General features: G+C 41.3%; 17 protein-coding genes and 2 pseudogenes. 4 read left to right on the top strand and 15 right to left on the bottom strand.

What is annotated here, in order from left to right; all coding sequences use genetic code 11:
- Window positions 1-24 precede the first annotated feature (24 nt).
- The 3 genes from NST81_RS03885 (at window position 25) to NST81_RS03875 (ending at window position 1,654) form a co-directional block, all read left to right on the top strand.
- Window positions 25-201: a hypothetical protein gene (locus NST81_RS03885; RefSeq protein WP_003353850.1), complete on the top strand. Its 177-nt coding sequence runs from the start codon at window positions 25-27 to the stop codon at window positions 199-201.
- 212 nt (window positions 202-413) lie between these two features.
- Entirely contained in the window at window positions 414-980 is a 567-nt protein-coding gene (locus NST81_RS03880) for a beta-class carbonic anhydrase (RefSeq protein WP_048622703.1), read from the top strand.
- A 266-nt stretch (window positions 981-1,246) separates the two neighbouring features.
- Window positions 1,247-1,654: a thiol-disulfide oxidoreductase DCC family protein gene (locus NST81_RS03875; RefSeq protein ID WP_327797202.1), complete on the top strand. Its 408-nt coding sequence runs from the start codon at window positions 1,247-1,249 to the stop codon at window positions 1,652-1,654.
- Between the two features lie 229 nt (window positions 1,655-1,883).
- Here the strand turns inward: NST81_RS03875 and NST81_RS03870 are convergent, their stop codons facing one another.
- From NST81_RS03870 to NST81_RS03825, 10 genes and pseudogenes are all read right to left on the bottom strand, one after another.
- A complete protein-coding gene (locus NST81_RS03870; RefSeq protein WP_341028516.1) occupies window positions 1,884-2,066 on the bottom strand; it encodes a hypothetical protein in 183 nt (60 codons plus the stop codon).
- Window positions 2,067-2,423: 357 nt separating this feature from the next.
- The gene (locus NST81_RS03865; RefSeq protein WP_003353856.1) at window positions 2,424-3,773 is read right to left on the bottom strand and encodes an oligosaccharide flippase family protein; all 1,350 of its coding nucleotides are present in this window, start codon (window positions 3,771-3,773) and stop codon (window positions 2,424-2,426) included.
- Window positions 3,774-4,078: 305 nt separating this feature from the next.
- Window positions 4,079-5,008 (bottom strand): SDR family oxidoreductase, encoded by a 930-nt coding sequence (locus tag NST81_RS03860; RefSeq protein WP_053083212.1) that lies wholly within the window; start codon window positions 5,006-5,008, stop codon window positions 4,079-4,081.
- 75 nt (window positions 5,009-5,083) lie between these two features.
- A complete protein-coding gene (rraA, locus tag NST81_RS03855) occupies window positions 5,084-5,563 on the bottom strand; it encodes a ribonuclease E activity regulator RraA (protein ID WP_048624374.1) in 480 nt (159 codons plus the stop codon).
- 102 nt (window positions 5,564-5,665) lie between these two features.
- Window positions 5,666-7,210, bottom strand: a complete 1,545-nt coding sequence (locus NST81_RS03850; RefSeq protein WP_341030470.1) for a helix-turn-helix domain-containing protein — start codon at window positions 7,208-7,210, stop codon at window positions 5,666-5,668.
- Window positions 7,211-7,303: 93 nt separating this feature from the next.
- Window positions 7,304-7,821 (bottom strand): annotated as a pseudogene (locus NST81_RS03845) (2Fe-2S iron-sulfur cluster-binding protein); the annotation flags it as partial.
- Window positions 7,822-8,195: 374 nt separating this feature from the next.
- Entirely contained in the window at window positions 8,196-9,116 is a 921-nt protein-coding gene (locus tag NST81_RS03840) for a catechol 2,3-dioxygenase (protein ID WP_341028514.1), read from the bottom strand.
- Between the two features lie 21 nt (window positions 9,117-9,137).
- Window positions 9,138-9,575, bottom strand: coding sequence for a GlcG/HbpS family heme-binding protein (locus NST81_RS03835; RefSeq protein WP_341028513.1), 438 nt, complete (start codon window positions 9,573-9,575; stop codon window positions 9,138-9,140).
- Between the two features lie 216 nt (window positions 9,576-9,791).
- Window positions 9,792-10,271: a flavin reductase family protein gene (locus tag NST81_RS03830; RefSeq protein WP_048622695.1), complete on the bottom strand. Its 480-nt coding sequence runs from the start codon at window positions 10,269-10,271 to the stop codon at window positions 9,792-9,794.
- Window positions 10,272-10,308: 37 nt separating this feature from the next.
- Window positions 10,309-11,807: pseudogene (locus NST81_RS03825) on the bottom strand (4-hydroxyphenylacetate 3-hydroxylase family protein).
- 423 nt (window positions 11,808-12,230) lie between these two features.
- On the opposite strand from NST81_RS03825, the gene NST81_RS03820 reads away from it, so the two are divergent.
- Window positions 12,231-12,674 (top strand): ferritin-like domain-containing protein, encoded by a 444-nt coding sequence (locus tag NST81_RS03820; RefSeq protein ID WP_048622693.1) that lies wholly within the window; start codon window positions 12,231-12,233, stop codon window positions 12,672-12,674.
- 207 nt (window positions 12,675-12,881) lie between these two features.
- Here the strand turns inward: NST81_RS03820 and metA are convergent, their stop codons facing one another.
- From metA to NST81_RS03795, 5 genes are all read right to left on the bottom strand, one after another.
- The gene (metA, locus tag NST81_RS03815; RefSeq protein WP_003353864.1) at window positions 12,882-13,790 is read right to left on the bottom strand and encodes a homoserine O-acetyltransferase MetA; all 909 of its coding nucleotides are present in this window, start codon (window positions 13,788-13,790) and stop codon (window positions 12,882-12,884) included.
- Window positions 13,791-14,001: 211 nt separating this feature from the next.
- The gene (locus NST81_RS03810) at window positions 14,002-16,176 is read right to left on the bottom strand and encodes a DNA topoisomerase III (protein WP_048622692.1); all 2,175 of its coding nucleotides are present in this window, start codon (window positions 16,174-16,176) and stop codon (window positions 14,002-14,004) included.
- 340 nt (window positions 16,177-16,516) lie between these two features.
- Entirely contained in the window at window positions 16,517-18,409 is a 1,893-nt protein-coding gene (locus NST81_RS03805; protein WP_048622691.1) for a PTS fructose transporter subunit IIABC, read from the bottom strand.
- Window positions 18,410-18,421: 12 nt separating this feature from the next.
- Window positions 18,422-19,336 carry a 1-phosphofructokinase gene (gene pfkB / locus NST81_RS03800; protein WP_048622690.1) on the bottom strand — a complete coding sequence of 305 codons (915 nt, stop codon included), beginning with the start codon at window positions 19,334-19,336 and terminating at the stop codon, window positions 18,422-18,424.
- A complete protein-coding gene (locus tag NST81_RS03795; protein WP_003353868.1) occupies window positions 19,333-20,085 on the bottom strand; it encodes a DeoR/GlpR family DNA-binding transcription regulator in 753 nt (250 codons plus the stop codon). The genes pfkB and NST81_RS03795 overlap by 4 nt, the downstream gene beginning before the upstream one ends.
- Window positions 20,086-20,252 lie beyond the last annotated feature (167 nt).

The following is a 20,252-nucleotide window of genomic DNA, read 5'->3' as shown; positions in this document are numbered from 1 at the left end:
AAAAAGAAAAGGAGTTAGGAATAAATGGCGAAAGGCAAGCGCAAGGATCATCCTCTTATCCCTAAACAGCCGGCATATGGCATCCATTCTGATATTAATGAATACGCTCCGGGAGACTCCGTCAATGAGCATTCGGATCAAGAAGCTGCCAATGAACTAATCGGCAGATCAGAAATCGGCCAGCAAAATGAAAATTTGTAAAAGAAACAGCTTCCGGTAGTTTCCGGAGCTGTTTTCTTAATGAACATGGCCGCATATTCGTCTTTCCTTTTCACAAACCCAAAACTTCTTTTCCGCTTCCCTACCTTAGGAACATTCCCCCCTTTTTTCCCGTTCATTCACGAAAACTATTCATTCCTTTTTATTTCCGCTAAAATAAAAGAGTATCAAATCATAACCGGGAGGGGTTCATTATGTCATTATTGGATGACATTCTATCATTTAACGAGAAGTTTGTTGAAAATAAAGAATACAAAAAATACGAAACATCCAAATTCCCAAATAAGCGGTGCGTCATTTTAACTTGTATGGATACACGTTTAGTAGAACTGCTTCCGAAAGCGCTGAACATAAAAAACGGCGATGTCAAAATGGTGCGCAGTGCCGGCGCTCTTGTAGACGAACCTTTCGGAATGGTCATGAAAAGCTTACTAGTAGCTGTTTACGAACTGCAAGCGGATGAAGTATTCGTGATCGGCCATTACGATTGTGGAATGGGTGCATTAAAAAGCAAAACCATCTTGGCGGATATGAAAGAACGCGGCATTAAAGAAGAAACGTTCTCGACATTAAAACACGCTGGAATCGATCTTGATCACTGGTTGAACGGGTTTGAAAGCGTAGAAAAAAGCGTATCGGAAAGCGTACATATGATTAAACGGCACCCGTTGTTTGCAAATGATATTCCTGTTCACGGACTAGCCATTGATCCATCGACAGGAAAACTAGATTTGATTATTAACGGCTACGAAAATGTTTGAACAGAAGCAGCTCTTTTATTCGAATAACCATTTGCCTCAGCGTTTTTCAAAATAAATCGTTGGCAGTCGGGGATCTTTCTCCGGCTGTTTAGGATTCAAGCTGCTCTCTTACAGATCAACCATTTCGATCCATTTGTTCACCAAAATATGTTATCCTTAAGAGAAAGAAGCGCAAGGAGAAGTCAAAATCAATCAGCTCCATGTTTGAAGACATCACTGATGGAAATCCATTCCAGACAGTTATGAAATGAAGGAGAGCGATCCTCATGGTTTTAAAAGACCGCTGGAAAATCGTCGTATTGTACGACGGCTGGTGCGGACTTTGCACTGGTGTTGCCGATAAATGGTCCAAACTTGATTGGTTCTCGTTAATCGAATTTCGGTCCTTTCGCGATCATTATCAAAAGGAACGTATTGCGCTTGATAAACTGGCGACAGAAATGCATGCTCGGCTGAAAAACGATTTTCGATATGTAAAAGGGTTTGACGCATTTTGGCTAATGGCCAAAAGAACTCCATCTTTATGGTTATTTCTTCCATTCTTCTATATTCTGAAGGCTAGCGGATTAGGCGAATGGGCATACAAAAAGATCGCCAAAAAAAGAAAAATCGTCCCAGATTCGCTTTGCCATGGCGACGCTTGCAAAAGACCTTCTAAAGGAGAGCTTAAATAAACCTCCCCCATCTCTTCATGCCGGTAGTATTTCGAATCGGCGTTTTATTGATGATTATTCTTTTCCTAAATTATTCGGAATGTTTAATTGGCCTTTTACCCAAAAGAACCATCCGCTATAGGTTGACGTTTCTCCTAAATATTTATCATTCCTTTTTCAAATGCTTTTCTTGTTACCCCAGCCGGATCCAAAATGAGTGCTTTGAAAACATTCTTTTTATTTTTAGTAACTAATCGAAAATAATTTTCAATCCCAAACCGGCAGGAAATTCATGTAAAATAACGTTAGATATCCCCTCATTATCTTTCGAAAGGAGCGACGCGGCATGGCGTTTATGTGGTTTACGGTCATTGGCTTTATCGTGATTTTCATCGGCTTTTTCGGCAGCTTTCTGTTCCATGAACTCCGCCAAGTGCTCAACTCCAGTGATGCTTCACGCATAGATAAAATTCCTGAATCATCAAGAAACATAAAAAGTATGTGAAGAAACTAAACGGGAAGCCGATTTCATTTTTATTAATACCAAACTCGGCTTTCCTTGTTCTTGTTTTCCAGAACCAAATCGATTTCATTCAGGAATTCCTTTCAACTTCTCATGAGAAAAACACAAAATCAGAAATTGATTGAATCCCATTCTGTCAAAAGTATTCATCCATCAACGCAAAAGGCCAACCGTTTAGGAAAAAATGATGAAAACATTCCTTACACGGAAGACAGAAAACGAGGTAGATCAAGCTTGTTTTCAATCGATTTTTTTCCCAACAAACAGCTAGGCTCTTCTGTTGCCCCAGTTCATTTCGGAAAGAGAACTTTGCTTTTTTGAAAAAGAAATGTGCAGCTTTTTATATATGGTGGTGTAATGAAGAAAAGCAAGCAATACTGCTTCAATATTCATGCCGATAATGACTCCGGCCATCTGCAAGTGACTGTTTGATCCAAGCCAAAAAATAAATAAATTGGAAATGAGTGTTGACCATACCGAATGATAAAATGCGTCTTTCACTAAATTCATGCCAATTAAAAAAGCCTGCATAGGGATCGCCAAATAAAAAAATAAAAAATAAGGGATCATCAACTGCAAGTAGTAATAAGCCAGCAAAGAAGTGCCAAATAGTTTCGTTAACGCTCCGCCGTAAAAATACAAAACAAACGATACAGCCAATCCGTACAGCATAGTGATGACAATAACATGTTTCAATAGTCCTTGCAATTTGCCGATTTCCCCTCTAGTATATGCTTCGGAAACAGTCGGAACGAGCATGACGAGCAAAGAATGAGCGATAAAAGCGGGAAAAAAACCGATCGTCGACGCAACTCCAGCCACCATACCGAATTGTGCCGTAGCCGTTTTCTCTTCAACACCTCCCAACATTAAAGCATATGAAATGAGAAAAGGCTGAATGGCATTAATCACCGAATTAAAAATGCGCATCCCCGTAGTCGGCAATGAAATTCCCAATAACTTTTTGGTAACGGTTTTTCTCGCCATTTCTTTATAAGGAATATTTTTCATCTGCCTCATGTAGAGAACATAGGCACGCATAAGATATAAAAACACCACTATTTCACTGGCTATCAATGTTCCCAGCGCTACTAATATCGATGTTTCCCGATCAAAATCAAAAAAGCGGTATACAACGACCAGCAATAGCAGCTGAAAAAACTTTCGCACAAAATTGGCGAACGCAATCTTTCTCATTTGCTGTATTCCCATGAAATATCCTCTTGCAACAGAAGTAAAGGAAATAACGGGAATGAGAATAAGCGTCAGCCAACGAATCATCGGATGGTAACCGTGAAAAACGGGAAAAAACGTAAAAACAATCACAGCGGACAGCATTAAAACACTGGTGGTAACCGTCGCCAGTCTCATGGCATGCTGGAGAGTACTCCTATGATACTCCCTCTGTAGTTCCGCAATATATTTGGAAACAGAAACAGGCAGTTCTAAGCTGGCAATTACGACAAAAAGAAATACGGAAGGCAAAATCGCCATGTATTTCCCCATCCCAATTTCACCAAGTTCTTTTGTCAACACCATATTCGTTAAAAATTCAAGCGTCTCCCCAAAAAATGCTGTCACTGCCAGGATCAATGTTCCTTTAAAAAATGAAGTCATACGTCCTCTCCTTCTCTAACCCCTGTCCACTATTGAACATATGACCGCAAATAGAAAAAAAGAACAGCTGTCCAAAATCTATCAATCTATGATCCGAAGAAAGTTGTGTAGTGGCCCCTTTCGCTTTTAATACATATGAAATCGAATATTCACAAATGGTTCTATTTTTGAACCAACTGCTACTCTTTGGTGTGAAAGTGTATAAAAAACAAACGGATAATCTTCCTGATGTCTAATACACAAAAAAGAAAGCCCGCATTTCAGCGGACTTCCCACTTTCTTCAGTTTTGTTTCACAGTAAAGGTTTATGATCCCGTTATAATACCGCCATTGACATGGACCACTTGACCTGTCACATAACTGGAATCATCGGATGCCAAAAAGACGTAAGCGGGCGCTAATTCAAAAGGCTGGCCAGGTCGACCCATCGTCGTGTCTTTTCCAAATTTGGTCGCCACATATTCCGCCGAGTAGCTGGAAGGGATCAACGGTGTCCAAATTGGTCCGGGAGCAACCGCATTCACTCTAATCCCTTTTCGAACTAAATTTTTGGCAAGGGCCCGTGTAAATCCTACAATCGCTCCTTTTGAAGCCGTATAATCCAGCAAAAGATCGTTTCCTTCATACGCAACCACAGAGGCTGTATTGATAATGGAGCTTCCTCTTTTCAAATAATACAGCGCCGCTTTTGTTAAATAAAAAAAAGAATAAATATTTGTTTTAAACGTCAAATCCCATTGTTCCGACGTTATATCAAGAAGGCTATTCTGCGGAAATTGAACAGCATGGTTATTGACTAAAATATCAAGTTTTCCAAACGCATCAACCGCTTTACCGATTACTTCGCGGCAATGCCTTTCATTTTTCAAATCTCCCGGAATCAAAAGACAGCGACGTCCGGACTCTTCGATTTTTCTTTTTGTACGAAATGCGTCTTCGTTTTCATATTCAGCATAATAGGCGATGACTACATCCGCTCCTTCTTTTCCAAACGCAATGGCCGCAGCCGCTCCGATTCCGCTGTCGCCTCCGGTGACAACCACCGTCTTATTCTTTAATTTCCCGCTTCCTCTATAATCCGGATCATCTACCGTTGGCCGCGGAATCATAAGCGATTCGACGCCAGGCTGAATCGGCTGATGCTGTGGCGGAATACCGAATATTTCACCCTTATTCCTTCTCCAATCCGTTTCTGGACTGAATAGTCGGCGATCATAGGGATGTCCGTACATCATCATCAATCCCCCATTCCATAGGCTGTTATCTTAGTTTATGACCGACCGGAAAAAGAGTGACCGCCAAAAGAAGCCTTATACAAGCGGACGTGGAGACAATACTACTCCATCTTCGTCAGCATACACATAATGACCTGGAACCCATTCTACTTCCCCGAAATGAAGAACAATATCCCGTTCCCCTTTTCCTTCTTTTTTACTTTTCACCGGAATGCTTCCTATTGCAAGAACCCCAATTTCTAGTTCGGCAAGATCGGCGGTATCCCGCGCGCAGCCATTAATGATCACACCCGCAAGCTCACGATTTTGGGCAATTTCACCTAAGCGGTCTCCCAACAAAGCACAGTTCCGAGAGCCACCCCCGTCCACTACGAGTACACTCCCTTTCGGAACGGATTGAAGCGCTTCCTTCACTAAAACATTATCCTCAAACACCTTTACCGTTGCGATCGGGCCTGAAAAACGCTTTTTTTTGCCATAAGAATGAAAGGCCAATTTGCATGCTTGCAGCTCTTCATTGAACTCATCCCAAAGATCGGCTGTTTTAAATGTCATTTCCTTCACCCCTAAAATTATGTAATATTCTTTATAATTCGACATTTTTGAGAAAATTCCTTTTATGGACAAAAAAATAAAAGCCAATCAGCAAGAAAAACATTAAATCTCTAATTCTCCCATGATCATAAGAGCTTGAATGGCCAGCAGAAGATGAAAATTGCCGACGGGATCGCGAAGTTCTTGATCAAGCAATGTTTCAATTTTATGAATGCGGTATCTTAAACCGCTAACGGATAAAGATAAATCAGCAGCCGTATGTTCCAAATTCCCCCCATTTATTAAAAAAGAGTAAAGAGTACGAACTAGCTCGACATTTTTATCATCGTTTTCCATTAATTGTCCTAAATATCGGACAGCGATTTTTTTGATTTCTTCTTCGTTATGGGAATTGATTAACGGCCCGATAACGCCAAGTGATTCAAACGTAACGAATCGGCCGTGATTGGTAGCCGTTTTCAATGCCACCAAAGCCTCTCTATACGCTTCTCTTGCACATAAAATATCTTTCGTTTTCGTGCTGATTCCTCCATAAAATTCGATCATGATAAACCTATTAGAAAGCGATCTCAACAAAGACTGAACGAGTCCCTCAATATCATCTTTTTTCAATTGTTCCTCCGTAATAAGGAGCACAATACTTTTCGCTCTTTGTCCGATTAACACATTTAAGCGGCGGAAGTTAAAGAATTCAGATATTTCTTCCATTATTTTGGCATAATATTCGAGTTCGAGATTGCTGTGTTCATTTTTAAATCTATACTTGATCACGCCGATATAAAAAGGGAGCGATAAATCAAGATGGATAAAGCTTCCTTTCGTGATTAAATCTCCTTTCGATTGATGATGGCCGCTAATGATCTCTTCTAAAAAATATCCTTTTAATCTTTCAAAGGATTCAAATTTTGTTTTTTCATTTAATAGTCTTAGAGAACAAACAGAAGCCACACGTTCAATCACCATTTGCGCAATCGTGGGGTTATACTGGCTGCGATCGTAAAAAATAAACGAACAATAGCCAAAGACTTGATCTTGCAAAAAAACGGGGGCCGTAAGCCGAAAATAATGATGAAAGGGAATGACCTTTGTCGTTTGATGAAAATCGATAGTGGAATGGCCATGATAATGATCCTTCACATATTGACAAAATTCATGCGATATGATCACCAAAGATTCCGGAGAAAGCCCTTCATAAGCCAAAGTCTGGAAACTTATGTTCTCTAATACAATAGGTATTCCCACCAACTCGTAAACTTTCTGAATAATCGATTCCAGCCCGTTGCCTTTCATAATCTCTTTTGTCAGTTCATTATGAACCTTTGTTGCAAACGTTAATTGGTTCCGTTCTTCTAAAAGCTTTTCATATGTGAGTTCCAGTTCTTTCACTATGGGAGGGTCATTTAAATATTGTTGCATCTCCATACTTTCTTCTTCTCCCCAGTGAGAAAGCGTTTTGCCCATCCAACGGCATTCCTTTTCTCCAGTCCCTAAACAGCTGATTTCTTTAAAAAGCACCATTTCTCCGACTACTTCGGATACATACCCGCTGGCGTATCCCGTTAGAGTAAAACAAACCGGATATTTAGATGGTCCAAACAAACGCACATGGTCCTCCGCTTCAAAAGAATTCTTCCAAATCCCCTCCATCAAAATGACCCGCCGTCCATTTTCGTCTTTCGCTTGAAGATGGAGCGTTTCCGCATCGACATGCCCTTTCATCGAGTGCAAAAACGGTCCATACTGTATAATCTCTTCCAAAGAATGGTCAGCATATTTTTTTAACTCTCTTGCATCTTCTTTGCCGAGTTCCCAGCCGTGGCGAAAAAAAATCCTTTCATTCTTTCCAATCCGATATTTCGAATTAAATCTTTCCTTAAAGAACTAAAAGATTTTGTAGTGACGATAATGGAGCGGTTTTCGCCCATATACAGCAAATCATTCTTCAATTTCAGCTTCAATTTTTCCAAAATCGTTTTTTCCACAATCACCCTGTTCCACCTTCTTTTTAAAGCTAATTCAGCTTCTATAGGACTGTACGCATACGTTTTGCAAAGAAGAGCATACCCTTGTTCGCGTTCTTCATCAGATAAAGCGTCTTTTGAGCAAACATCGACTTCATAGTCGCCTTTTAACACTTTTACTTTGCATAAACCACAGCCGCCGCTGGCACACCCAAATGGCAAATAAACGCTTTGAGAACGAGCCGCTTTCAGCAAATCTTTATCTTCAGGGCATAAAAACGTTTTTCCACCAATCATAATTCGATGCATTTATTCCCACCCCTTTTTTATTCCGGATTTTCCATCTATTTAAACAGAACATGATCGTCCGCATATGGATTCAAATCATTCGCAACCAACGAGCATGCGATCCTTTTTAGCCAACGCTCCGGATATGATGAATCTCTTCTTTTTACTTAATGGATAAAGGGAAGTTATGACGAAAAAACGAGCAGCCCACTATCAGGCAGTTATTCATCAACCGTCCATAGTGAGCTCCGAATAAAATGGACATCCGGTTTCCTCATCAGGGATATCTCGTTTTTTAAGCGCTTTCATTTTGTTTTCTTTTTCCTCGGCATTTTATGCGAAAATCAATCGCTGCTATTCATTCATTGATCGGAGTGCCTGACTTAAGTTAAGGCCTTGTTGAACGATTCTACTAATTCACGGCGATGATAAAAAATTCCTGTGCCGATTTTGTCTTCAGTCCAAGTAATCGTTGGAAAATCAGTATATGCCATGTATCCGCTTGCAAAAGCTTCGTTTCGGTTTCCGGACGGATCAAAAAAGTATACAGTTTGGCCGCGAGTAATGCCGTGGCGAGTCGGGATCACTTCTATTTGGATTTCATTTTTTGAAAGAATATCAGCGGCTTTCAACACTTCATACCAGTTATCCACATAAAATCCGGCATGGTGGAACTTGGCGTCAGGCCCTTTCACAAAAGCTAAATCATGGGCTTTATTGGTCGTGGAAAGAAAGCTTCCTACTAAATCTTCTCCATCCACGCTGATGATTCTCTCGCTTTGTTTAAATCCAAGAACCTCTGCAAAGAATCTTGTAGCCGTTTTCAAATCATCCCCTGTTAGCAGCGCATGATCCAGTCGATGAGGAGCAATTCCCTTTAAACCTTCCGGCCATGGATCCGGATTGACGGAACCGGTTTTGACTCCGACAAATTCCATATCTGTGTAGAGCTCCATCATATGTCCGGTCGGAATTTGAAAACGGACTGCTTCTCCTTCCGCTATCCTTGATCCTTTCGGCACTCGAGTAAGTGTACAACCGAATTGTTCGATTTTATGCTCCAGTTTTTCCAGTTCATAAACATCTTTCACCTTAAAGCCCATATGATCCATGCCGGCAGAGTCCGATTTTTGCAAAATAATGCTGTGATGATCATATTCGTCCCATGCTTTTAAATACACACGGTTTTCATCTCTAGCGGTTACTTCCAAACCGATCACATTCGTATAATAATCCACAGATTTTTCTAAATCATAAACCCGAAGCTCCAGTCTCCCTAATCTTATAATTCCATTTCCATTCATCTTTTTCTCTCCTTTCCAACTTCATTTTACGGAACTTGATTCTCTTAAAAAGTTTAAAGCGGCTTCACAGCACAATCGGTCTTCCTCTTCTGTACCTCCGCTCACTCCAATCGCTCCTGTCAACTTTCCCTCTACCCAAATAGGGTATCCACCACCGAAAATGACGAGATTTTCAGTATGAACGATTCCTAGTTTTAAACTCGGCTCATCTTTAAGCTGTTCATACCATTCATGCGTGGGAATCCCGAACGCAGCGGCTGAATACGCCTTATTTTGAGAGATTTTAATGCTTAAAATAGGCGCTCGATCCATGCGGGAAAAAGCGATGAGATTCCCGCCTTGATCCACCACCGTAATATTGACGGCAATTTGTAATTCTTCTGCCTTTTTTTGCGCTGCTTGAATCAAATTCCAAGCCAGTTCATTGCTGATTCTTTTTTCATCTAGAAATCCCGTCATCCTTTCCCCACTTCCTTTTGAATATCAAAGTTCCTTATGCTATTAGCCATCGCGAACAAAAAATTATAAATATTAAAAATATTCAAAATATTAATTCGATTATATTTTACTGTCTAATCGTTTTGAAAACAACAGCAGAAACTGTTTAAATATTTCAGATTATTCAAATCCTTCTGTTGGTTTTAAAAGTAAGATACGATTGAAATAGATTCTTTCCTATCGCTTTGCCGCCATTTCATTTTCCAATTTTCGATATTTTCCACTCCAGAAAACCAGCGGCTCTTTCTCCTCGACCACTATTCCGACCACTTCTCCGATGAATAATATATGATCTCCCGCCTTCACTTCATCCACAACTTTGCAAGCTACTTGAGCTGCCGCCCCTTTGATTACCGGTTGATCTTCTAGTCTTTCAAATTCTACAGGTGCCTTTTCTTTTAATTGGCCGGCAAAATTCATGGACAATAATTGTTGATCTTCCGCCAAAATATTCACAGCATACCGTTTCGTTTGTTGGATCTTTCGAAGCATTTGTGCTTTTTCTGCGATGGATATAACCACGAGCTTGGGGTTGAGCGATACAGACATAAAGGCATTTGCCGTCATTCCGTGGATTTCCCGATCGATTTCCGTCGTCACCACCGTCACTCCGGTAGCAAATTGGCCCATTGCATTGCGAAACAAACGATCATCCATTTCTATTCACTCCTTCTATAAATTGAAAATGATTCACTTACAAATTCCTAGTTTCCACCGCTTGTTTTGGATTCATCCACGTTTCATTGACCCAACCGTTCAGATCATAGTCGCTGAGCGCTGAATCGACAAACGATTTAAACTTAGCAGAGTCGCCGATCGCATCGGCAATTTTTAACGTTTCCAGACGAATCGCCTCATGATTGCCGGCATAATTGATTTCATATAATTCATGTCGGCCTCCAAATTCGCTTAAGATCGAATCCCAAACCAGCTTTAATAATTTGACTCTTTCTTCAGCGCTGATCCCTGATCCCCGATAATAACGATCGAGATACGGGCGGATTTCCGGATTTAAGAAGTCATTGGCGCCAGACGGCAATTGAATTAATCCTCCGGCAACCACCTGTTCAAAAATCTGTTCCAAACCATTGGAGCGAGAACACGATAAGCGGCACCATACGATAAATTAGGAACGACAATTCCATTTTTTCGTTCGCAATTGGCGGCCATCGCAGTCGAAATGGCCCAAAACATATTACGGAATGCCAGCACTTCTCCGATATTTGCCTGCACGCCCCTGAATTTGTTTGTTCCGGCAGCTTCTGTCGCTTTCATTAAAAGCCCGGCCATAAAATCCAGCTTTACCGCAAAGCGAGTGCATCCTTGGAACGTAAAGCGATTGACAAATCCCGTTTCAACGAAAAATCCGTTTGTTACTTTTAAATTGTTGTATGTCAGTACGTTCTCCCATGGGATGAAAACATTATCAAGCACAATCACAGCATCATTTTCATCGAAGCGGCTTGAAAGTGGATAGTCAAACGGCGATCCTGATTTTTTGGCTGCGAGCTCGTAAGACTGGCGGCTGATCATTTTGACTCCGGGAGCATTCATTGGCACAAAGAATATGAGAGCATGGCTGTAATCGTTATCCCCCAAATCTTGACCGTAGTTGGAAACAAAATTATAGTGCGTTAAAGCTGCACCTGTCCCTACCATTTTGGCACCGCTTACAACAATGCCGTCATCACGCTCTTTCACGGCACGTACAAATACATTCTTATTTTCATGAAGAGGTTTGGAACGATCGACTTGAGGATTCACAATGGTATGATTAATAAACGGAACTTCTTTTATGGTTTTTTCGTACCAGTGGCGGGCGCTATCTTCAAATCCTTCATAGTAGTCGGCAAACGCTCGTAAATTGGCAGTAAAAGAGGCTTTATAGTCCGGTGTTCGGCCCATAAATCCATAATTCAGTTTAGACCACTCTGCGATCGCATCCCTTGCTCCAATTAAATCATCGGCATCTTTCGGTTCTTTAAAAAATTTATGGGTTCGGATTCCTTCTTCGGTTACCGTCGTCAATATCGGCTGCTGTTTTTCGTCATGAAGAGCATCATACATCCGCGCGATCGATCGGGCTGAGTTTTGGTAAGCAGGATGTTCCGTTACATCATCAATTTTTTCTCCGTTTAAATAAACCACTCTGTTGTCTCTCAGACTTTCCATGTATTCTTTTCCATTCATCATAATGATTCACTCCTCCTGTTTTTTCATCATTTTTTTCGTATGCCAAGAAAACTTGGTATTGATTTCATCTTAATCATTCAAACAAATAGAAACAACAGCATTTGCTGACTAAAAAAATCCGTTTTTAAAACAGCAACGTGTAAGGATTTTTTCCTATCAATTCCATTCTATTAACATTGAATAACGGTCATCGTTCAGCGCGCCAAACCAAAAGGACTTACATGACCATTCCCGATTTAAATGGTGGAGGACCACTGAACGCATCATCTTCCCCACCTTTTCAACCTTTCTAAAAAAGTGTTTATCTGTACCATCGTCATGCTTTCCGGCAGCTTTTCATTTAAAGACATTTTATATAAACACTCACCTCATTTTTACATTCGCCATAGTATAAAGGGAGTAAACGTTGGGGAGGTAGTCTATATGGACACAAATAACGATCCATCCACCAGACTTTACAGACAAGTGGACAAATTCGTACAAAAAATTGAAAAAGCCATAAATGGACAATATAGCGCCATTCAATGTTATGCCAAGTTAGCCAACATGGCTCCGACAAAAAAGGAAAAAGCTAAAATTTTGGAAATTCGCAGCGATGAAGTCAGACATTATCAACGATTTACACAGTTATATATCCATCTGACCGGCAAGCAGCCCAGTCTAAAAAAACCGGAAGAATGTCCGAGTACCTATGTGGAAGGATTAAAATATGCTTTGGAAGATGAACAAAATACAGTCGACTTTTACCTGGATATAATGGAAAAAAGTATGGATCCGTATATAAAAGAAGTGTTTCGACGTGCAGCTGCAGATGAACAAAATCATGCGGTTTGGTTTTTATACTTTTTGGTCACGAATAAAGGATAGACGTTCTAATCCATTTCGGTAATATTTTTAATGGGCGAAACGTGCTAACCTTTCAGTAGATGAAAGTTATTTCCAACCGATCATGGATCATATTCTTAAATCAATGATAATGGCCGAAATCCGTACCCAAATAAAAAGGTATGGCTGTCAATAAACAGGAGTTCTACTGTTATTGATACAAAAGCCATACCGTTTGAACATTTCTTTTTATTCCCAAATATACGGTGTCTCTTGGTACACATAATAGTTCAGCCAATTGGAGAAAAGCAGATGAGCGTGAGAACGCCAAGTATTGCGCGGCTGTTTATTAGGATTGTCATTAGGAAAATAATGTTCCGGAATATGAATATCAATCCCTCTTTGTATATCGCGTTTATACTCTTCCGCCAGCGTTTCAGTTTCATATTCCAAATGTCCGGTAATCATAATATGCTTCGCATCCTTCGAAATAATGAGAAGAGGTCCGGCTTCTTCTGATGACGCCAGCAGAAGCAAGTCAGGATGTTCTAAGATTTGCTGTTTCTCAACGTCCGTGTAGCGGGAATGGGGAGCTGAAAACACGTCGTCAAACCCGCGTACAAGCTTAACAGTCGGATAATGTATGGTATGTTCATAAATACCCAAACATTTTTCGGGTAATTCAAACTTTTCAATACCATAATGGTAATACAGAGCCGCCTGTGCTCCCCAGCAGATGTGCAGTGAAGATGTAACATTGGTTTTGGACCATTCCATAATTTCCGTTAATTCTTCCCAATAATTCACCTCTTCGAATTCCATCGTTTCTACCGGGGCCCCTGTAATAATCATCCCATCATAACGACGATTTTTAATTTTCGAAAAAGTTGTGTAAAACTGGTCCAAATGATGCTTACTTACATTTTTGGATTTATGTGTGGCCGTATGTAAGAAGGTAATATTGACTTGAATCGGCGTATTTCCCAGAAGTCTCAGAAGCTGTGTCTCTGCCTTCTCTTTTTCCGGCATCAAGTTCAGAATCACAATATTAAGCGGCCGTATATCTTGAGTACGAGCCCTTTCGTCATCCATTACAAAAATATTCTCTTTCTCTAAAATCTCTCTTGCTGGCAATTCTTTTGGAATATTAATAGGCAATCGGCACACCCTCCTGTTTCGAGTACTTTCACTAAATTATAATACAAGAAAGCCAAACGGGAAAGAAAAGGATTTTTTCGAATCATAGGAAAAAGGTCCATGATCTTTTTCTCCTGATATTCAGACACAAAAGAGTATGCCGAAACCTGAAACGAAACGTGATCTCTCCGTAAAAAGCCATCTAAGAAGAGAAATCACGTTTCACATTATTTCATTTCAGTTTTAGCTTCTTTAACGCATCCGCAAGTGCGGTATTGACAGGTTCTTCTTTTGCTTGATTTTTTAAATAACGCGCCACGTCTTTTTTCGAAGCTTGATTTTGTTTTTCTTTTTTTCTTCTTTCGTTAAAGGTCGCCCATTTTTCTTTAAACCCGCAATTCATACAGACAAAGAGCTGCCCTTCGCCTTCTCCTCGGAGCTCTAGTCGCTTATGGCATTGCGGACAGCGCGCATTTGTTAATTTGGAAATTTGTTTTCGATATCCGCATGTTCTGTCTTGGCAAACGAGCATTTTCCCCTTTTTCCCGTTCACTTCCAAAAGCAGCTTTCCGCACTCTGGACATTTTTTTCCTGTCAGGTTATCATGTTTAAATTTCTTATCACTCTGTTTAATTTCTAACGTCACACCTTTGGCATAGGTGCGGATTTCACGTAAAAAGGCTTGCTTCGACAGCTTTCCTTTAGAAATCGCCTCTAGTTTCTGCTCCCATTCGGCGGTTAAGGCTGGCGATTTTAATTTGTCAGGGACAAGATCCAAAAGCTGTTTTCCTTTTGAAGTGATATGAATATCTTTTCCTTTCTTTTCAATTAAAAAAGTATGAAACAGCTTTTCGATAATATCCGCTCGTGTCGCAACCGTCCCTAATCCACCTGTCTTCCCAAGAGTTTGAATCAAATCTTTTCTTTTGTTTTCCATATATTTAGCCGGATTTTCCATCGCTGATAAAAGCGTGCCTTCATTAAACGGAGCAGGCGGTTTGGTTTCTCCTTCCGTTGGCTGAAGATCGATGACAGGAATCCACTCTCCCTCACGGAGTTCCGGAAGCAGCTGATCTTCGTCTTCTTCGTCATCTATTTCTTTTCCATATATTTCTTTCCAGCCTATCGAAAGCACTCTTTTCCCTTTGGCTGTAAAGATCTCATCGCCAATACGTGCTTGAATCGATGTTTGTTCATATTCAAACGGCGGGTACAGGACCGCCAAGAATCGTTTGACAATCAAATCATAAATTTTCCGCTCTTTGTCGCTTAGCTGATCCAAATTGGGCATTTCTTCTGTCGGAATTAAAGCATGGTGGTCAGATACCTTTTGGTCATTTACAAAAGAAGCGTTGCCTTTGATCGGACGAACTAATAACCGTGCTGTAAAAGTGGAGTAAGGTCTGACGCTGACCGCATCCACACGCTCTTTCAACGTTCCCACAATATCGCTTGATAAATACCGTGAATCCGTCCGTGGATAAGTGACCAGTTTATAGCGTTCGTAAAGCCGCTGCAAAACGGAAAGAGTTTCTTTTGCTGAAAATCCGAATCTATTATGGGCGTCGCGCTGCAATTCCGTTAAATCATACAATGCAGGCGGATAACTTTTTTTATGTGTTTTTTTCACAGAAATGATTTCTGCCTTTTTCCGGGCTAATTTCACCAAAATGGCATCGCGTTTTTCTTTGGAAAACGTCTTTTGATCTTTTGATCGAGAGTCTTGCCATGTCAACGCAAAATGGTCCGTAACCGCTTTGATGCCAAAAAATCGCTCTGGAACGAATGACTTGATTTCTTCTTCTCGGCGAGCAATCATGGCAAGCGTCGGTGTTTGAACACGTCCGCAAGAAAGCTGGGCATTAAATTTTGTCGATAGTGCTCTAGTGGCATTGATTCCGACAAGCCAATCCGCTTCTGCCCGAGCTACAGCGGAAGCATATAAGTTTTCATAATCTTTTCCGTTCCGCAAATGCCGGAACCCCTCTTTGATCGCTTTATCGGTGACAGAAGAAATCCATAAACGTTTTATCGGCTTTTTTACTCGAGCTTTTTCAATAATCCATCGGGCGACTAGCTCTCCTTCCCGACCGGCGTCCGTTGCGATGACAATCTCTTTTATATCTTTTCGATTCATCTGCGTTTTCACTGTTTGAAACTGTTTGCCCGTTTTTTTGATCACGACCAATTTCAATGTTTCAGGCATAATCGGCAAATCTTCTAATCTCCATGTTTTATATTGGTCATGGTAAACTTCCGGATCAGCCAGCGTCACTAAATGACCTAAAGCCCAAGTGACGACGTAATGGCTGCCTTCCAAAAAACCGTTTCCTTTTTTCTTACAGTTAAGAACCCTCGCAATGTCCCTCGCTACCGAAGGCTTTTCTGCTAATACCAAGGTTTTCATGAATTGCATCCTTTCTTGCGGTCAAAGTGATATAGTATATGTATCATACCACCAAACAAGCATGGCGACAATGAAGCAAGATTTTACGAAAGTCCTCCTATAACAATGCTTTATGGCAATCGTATATCTTAAGAATTTTTATCAGCTTCGAAAAACGAAATGCTCCTCTCGGCAACAGCGCCTTGCCATCATTACATAGTGCAGTCTTCCAGTTCAGCACCTTCTTTTTTAGCATCAAACTTTAGATAGACCGACTTGGGCGGCTTCTGAATCCCGCACATCGGAAAAGTGTTTATAGAAAAATGAAGCCCCGTGCCTTAACAGCACGGGACTACATGTTTTATTTCGTTTGCGATTTGACCGGTTTTTTTAAGAATCCCACAATCAAAGCCGTCACAATCGAACCGATGAGAATCGCAAGAATATACAAGAAGACGTTTCCTTGAACAACCGGGAAGACGAAAATTCCGCCATGCGGAGCCGGAAGCCCAATATGAAAAGCCATAGTCAGCGCCCCGGCTACTGCGGAACCGATCGCCGTTGCCGGAATGACCCGCAGTGGATCCGATGCAGCAAACGGAATGGCACCTTCTGTAATAAAGGAAATTCCCATGAAATAGCAAGTAAAACCAGCTTTTCTTTCTTGATCCGTGAATTTATTTCGGAAGAAAGTCGTTGCAAGGGCAAGCCCGAGCGGAGGCACCATACCGCCGGCCATAATGGCTGCATGCGGATAGAAGTTTCCCGCTTCAATCATTGCTAGTCCAAATGTATAAGCCGCTTTGTTGATCGGACCTCCCATGTCAATGGCCATCATAGCGCCAAGGATAAGTCCCAGAATAATTAAGTTGCCTGTTCCCAATCCGTTCAGCCAATGTTGCAATCCGGTGTTGACGTCGCTTAACGGTTCCACTAAAAAGTACATAATCAGCCCCGTCAAGAAGACCCCCAAGAGCGGATAGATCAAGACAGGTTTCAAACCATCAAACACCTGCGGTAAATTTCTAAATACATATTTAATGCCTACAACGATGTAGCCAGCCAAAAATCCGGCAATCAAGCCGCCTAAAAATCCGGCATGCCCATTATAAGCCATCAATCCCCCAACCATTCCAGGCGCAAATCCAGGACGATCGGCAATACTCATCGCAATAAAACCAGCCAACACAGGCACGATTAACATAAACGCGTTTTGACCGCCGATTGTATTGATGATTTCGGCAAATTTATTGTATTCCGGACTTTTCGGATCAGCGGAATGAATGCCAAACATAAAGGAGATTGCAATCAAAATACCGCCGCCGACTACGAATGGAAGCATGTTGGAAACGCCATTCATCAAATGCTTGTAAAAACCTGCCCACCTCTTTGAGCTATTTTTTCCGGAATCCGGACCGTCATTTTTTCTGTTTTTTGCGTGATAAATCGGTGCATCTTTTTTGATGGCTTTTTCAATCAACTCTTCAGGACGACGAATTCCATCCGCAACCGGAACTTCAATCACCGGCTTTCCGTCAAAACGGTCCATGTCCACTTTTGTATCCGCCGCAACAATGATCGCAGGCGCTTCTGCAATTTCTTCCGGAGTCAAAACATTTTTTGCTCCGCCAGATCCGTTTGTTTCTACTTTTATATCAACGCCCATTTCTTTTGCTTTCAATTTTAAAGCATCTGCCGCCATATACGTATGGGCAATACCCGTCGGACAAGCGGTAACGGCCAATACTTTCCCTTTCGAAGCGGAAGAAGAAGCCGTTTTTTGTTGCTCTTCTTCATCTTCACGGTCGAACGATTCAATAAGAGAGAGGACCTCGTCTGCTGATTTGGCTTGCATCAGCCCTTCCCTCACCTCAGGATGCATCAACATGCCGGACAGTCGGCTCAATGCTTCTAAATGGGTTTGATTGGCACCTTCCGTCGCGGCAATCATGAAAAATAAATAGGCTGGCTGGCCGTCAAGCGACTCATAGTCCACACCGTTTTCTGATTTTCCGAACACAATAGCGGGTGTTTTTACCGCGGCCGTTTTGGCATGGGGGATGGCAATTCCTTCACCGATCCCCGTTGTGCTTTCTTCTTCTCTCTTTAAAATGCCTTGTTTAAAAGCCTTCTTATCGTTTAATTTTCCAGCTTTATCGAGAACGTCAATTAATTCATCGATCACGGCTTCTTTGGAATGGGCTTTTAAATTTAGTTGAATTGTATCTTTTGTCAACAATTCTGTTATTTTCATCACCTATTCCCCCTACATGATCCTTTTGACCTTGACTTGGTCAAAAAGTTGTTCAACTTGATCTTTCGTGCAAAGCCCGATGGAAAAAGCAGTCGCGCTTCCTGCAGCATTGGCAAGCTGAAAAGATTTTTCAAGACTGTAGCCGCGCTCTATGCCAGCTAAAAATCCGGCGACCGTAGAATCTCCGGCCCCAACCGAACTTTTCAGCTCGCCTTTAGGTACAGTCGCCTGCCAAACGCCTTGTTCATTTAAGAGGACGGACCCTTGTTCAGCCATGGAAACGATCACATTCTGCACGCCTCTCTCAAGCAGCTTCTTTCCATAATAGACAGCTTCTTCCACCGTCTTGATCGTGGCTTGAAATATTTGTCCAAGTTCATGATGGTTCGGTTTAATGAGAAACGGACGATAATCCAGCACCGGTTCCAACAAGTTTTTCTCAGCATCGACAACAAGCCGAACGTCTTTTCCTTGAATCGTTTCTGCAATCGTTTGATAAAAGGTTTTCGGAATGGAAGCCGGAATGCTTCCTGCCAAAACTAGTACATCGCCGCTTGTTAAACCGGCTACTGTCTGTAAAAGTTTTTCTAAATCAGCTCTTTGAATATCCGGACCGTTCGCGTTGATCTCCGTTTCTTGATCAGCCATAATTTTTACATTAATGCGGCTCAATCCGTCTACAGGAACCAAGCGGGAAGAAATGCCTTCTTTCCGAAGATATTCCTCAATATAGCGTCCTGTAAATCCGCCGCCAAAACCTAAAACCGTACTGTCTATATCTAATCGCTTCAACACTCTCGATACGTTGATTCCTTTGCCTCCCGGGAGAACGGTTTCGTGAGTGGATCGGTTCAAACTCCCCGGTTCGAGGCGATCCATTGCCAGGATATAATCTATGGAAGGATTTAATGTAATGGTATAAATCATGTTGTCACAACCTTTATCATCGTTTGATTCGCAAAACTTACTTTTTGATCGTCCTCAAGAGAATTTGTGATGATGATGACTTCATCTATCTCCGCAATTTTTGAAAAAGAAATTTCGCCAAATTTTTCTTCATCCGCCAGTACATACGCCTCCCTTGACAAGTCGATTGCCTGTTTCTTCACTTGGGCTTCTTCAGGATCAGGTGTGGTGAGACCGTATTGGGGATGGACACCGTTCGTACCAATAAACGCCTTGTCAAAACGATATTGTCGAATCGATTCAATGGCCCCTCTGCCAACCATAGCATTTGTCTTCGGCTTGACAAATCCTCCAATTAAATAGGTTCGGATGCCTTTCTTCAAAAGAAGTTCGACAAGATTTAAACCATTGGTCACAACAACAATATCTTTCCCTTCTAACCATTCAATCATTTGCATCGTCGTTGTGCCGGCATCCAAGTAAATACAATCGCCATCTTCCACAATGCTTGCCGCATATTGAGCGATTTGCTTTTTTTCTTGAATGTTTTTGGATGATTTTTCAGGAACGCTTAACTCCGTCAACTTTCCTTGAAGTCGAGCCGCGCCCCCATGAATGCGCTTTAAAAACTTTTTCTCTTCCAGCCACGTCAAATCTCTTCTAATCGTAGACTCGGAAGCATCCGTTAAAGCTGTAAGTTCGCTTATTTTTACTATTTCTTTTTCTTTAAGCGCTTGCAAAATCAGTCGGTGTCTCTCTTCCGTCAGCACAAAACCACCTCTGAATCCTTTCTTTCTTTTTCTCTACACTTATATTGTAATGGAACCGATTACAAACATCAATAAATTTCTATCAAATTCTTTCATTTTTAATCAAAATTATTCACAAAATCGACGATTTCTTTTAGGAAGAAAGAAGGACATTTTTCTTGATAAAA

Source organism: Bacillus sp. FSL W8-0223 (assembly GCF_038006805.1).
Lineage (GTDB): Bacteria > Bacillota > Bacilli > Bacillales > DSM-4216 > Bacillus_O > Bacillus_O smithii.
This window is presented reverse-complemented; position numbering and strand designations above follow the sequence as displayed.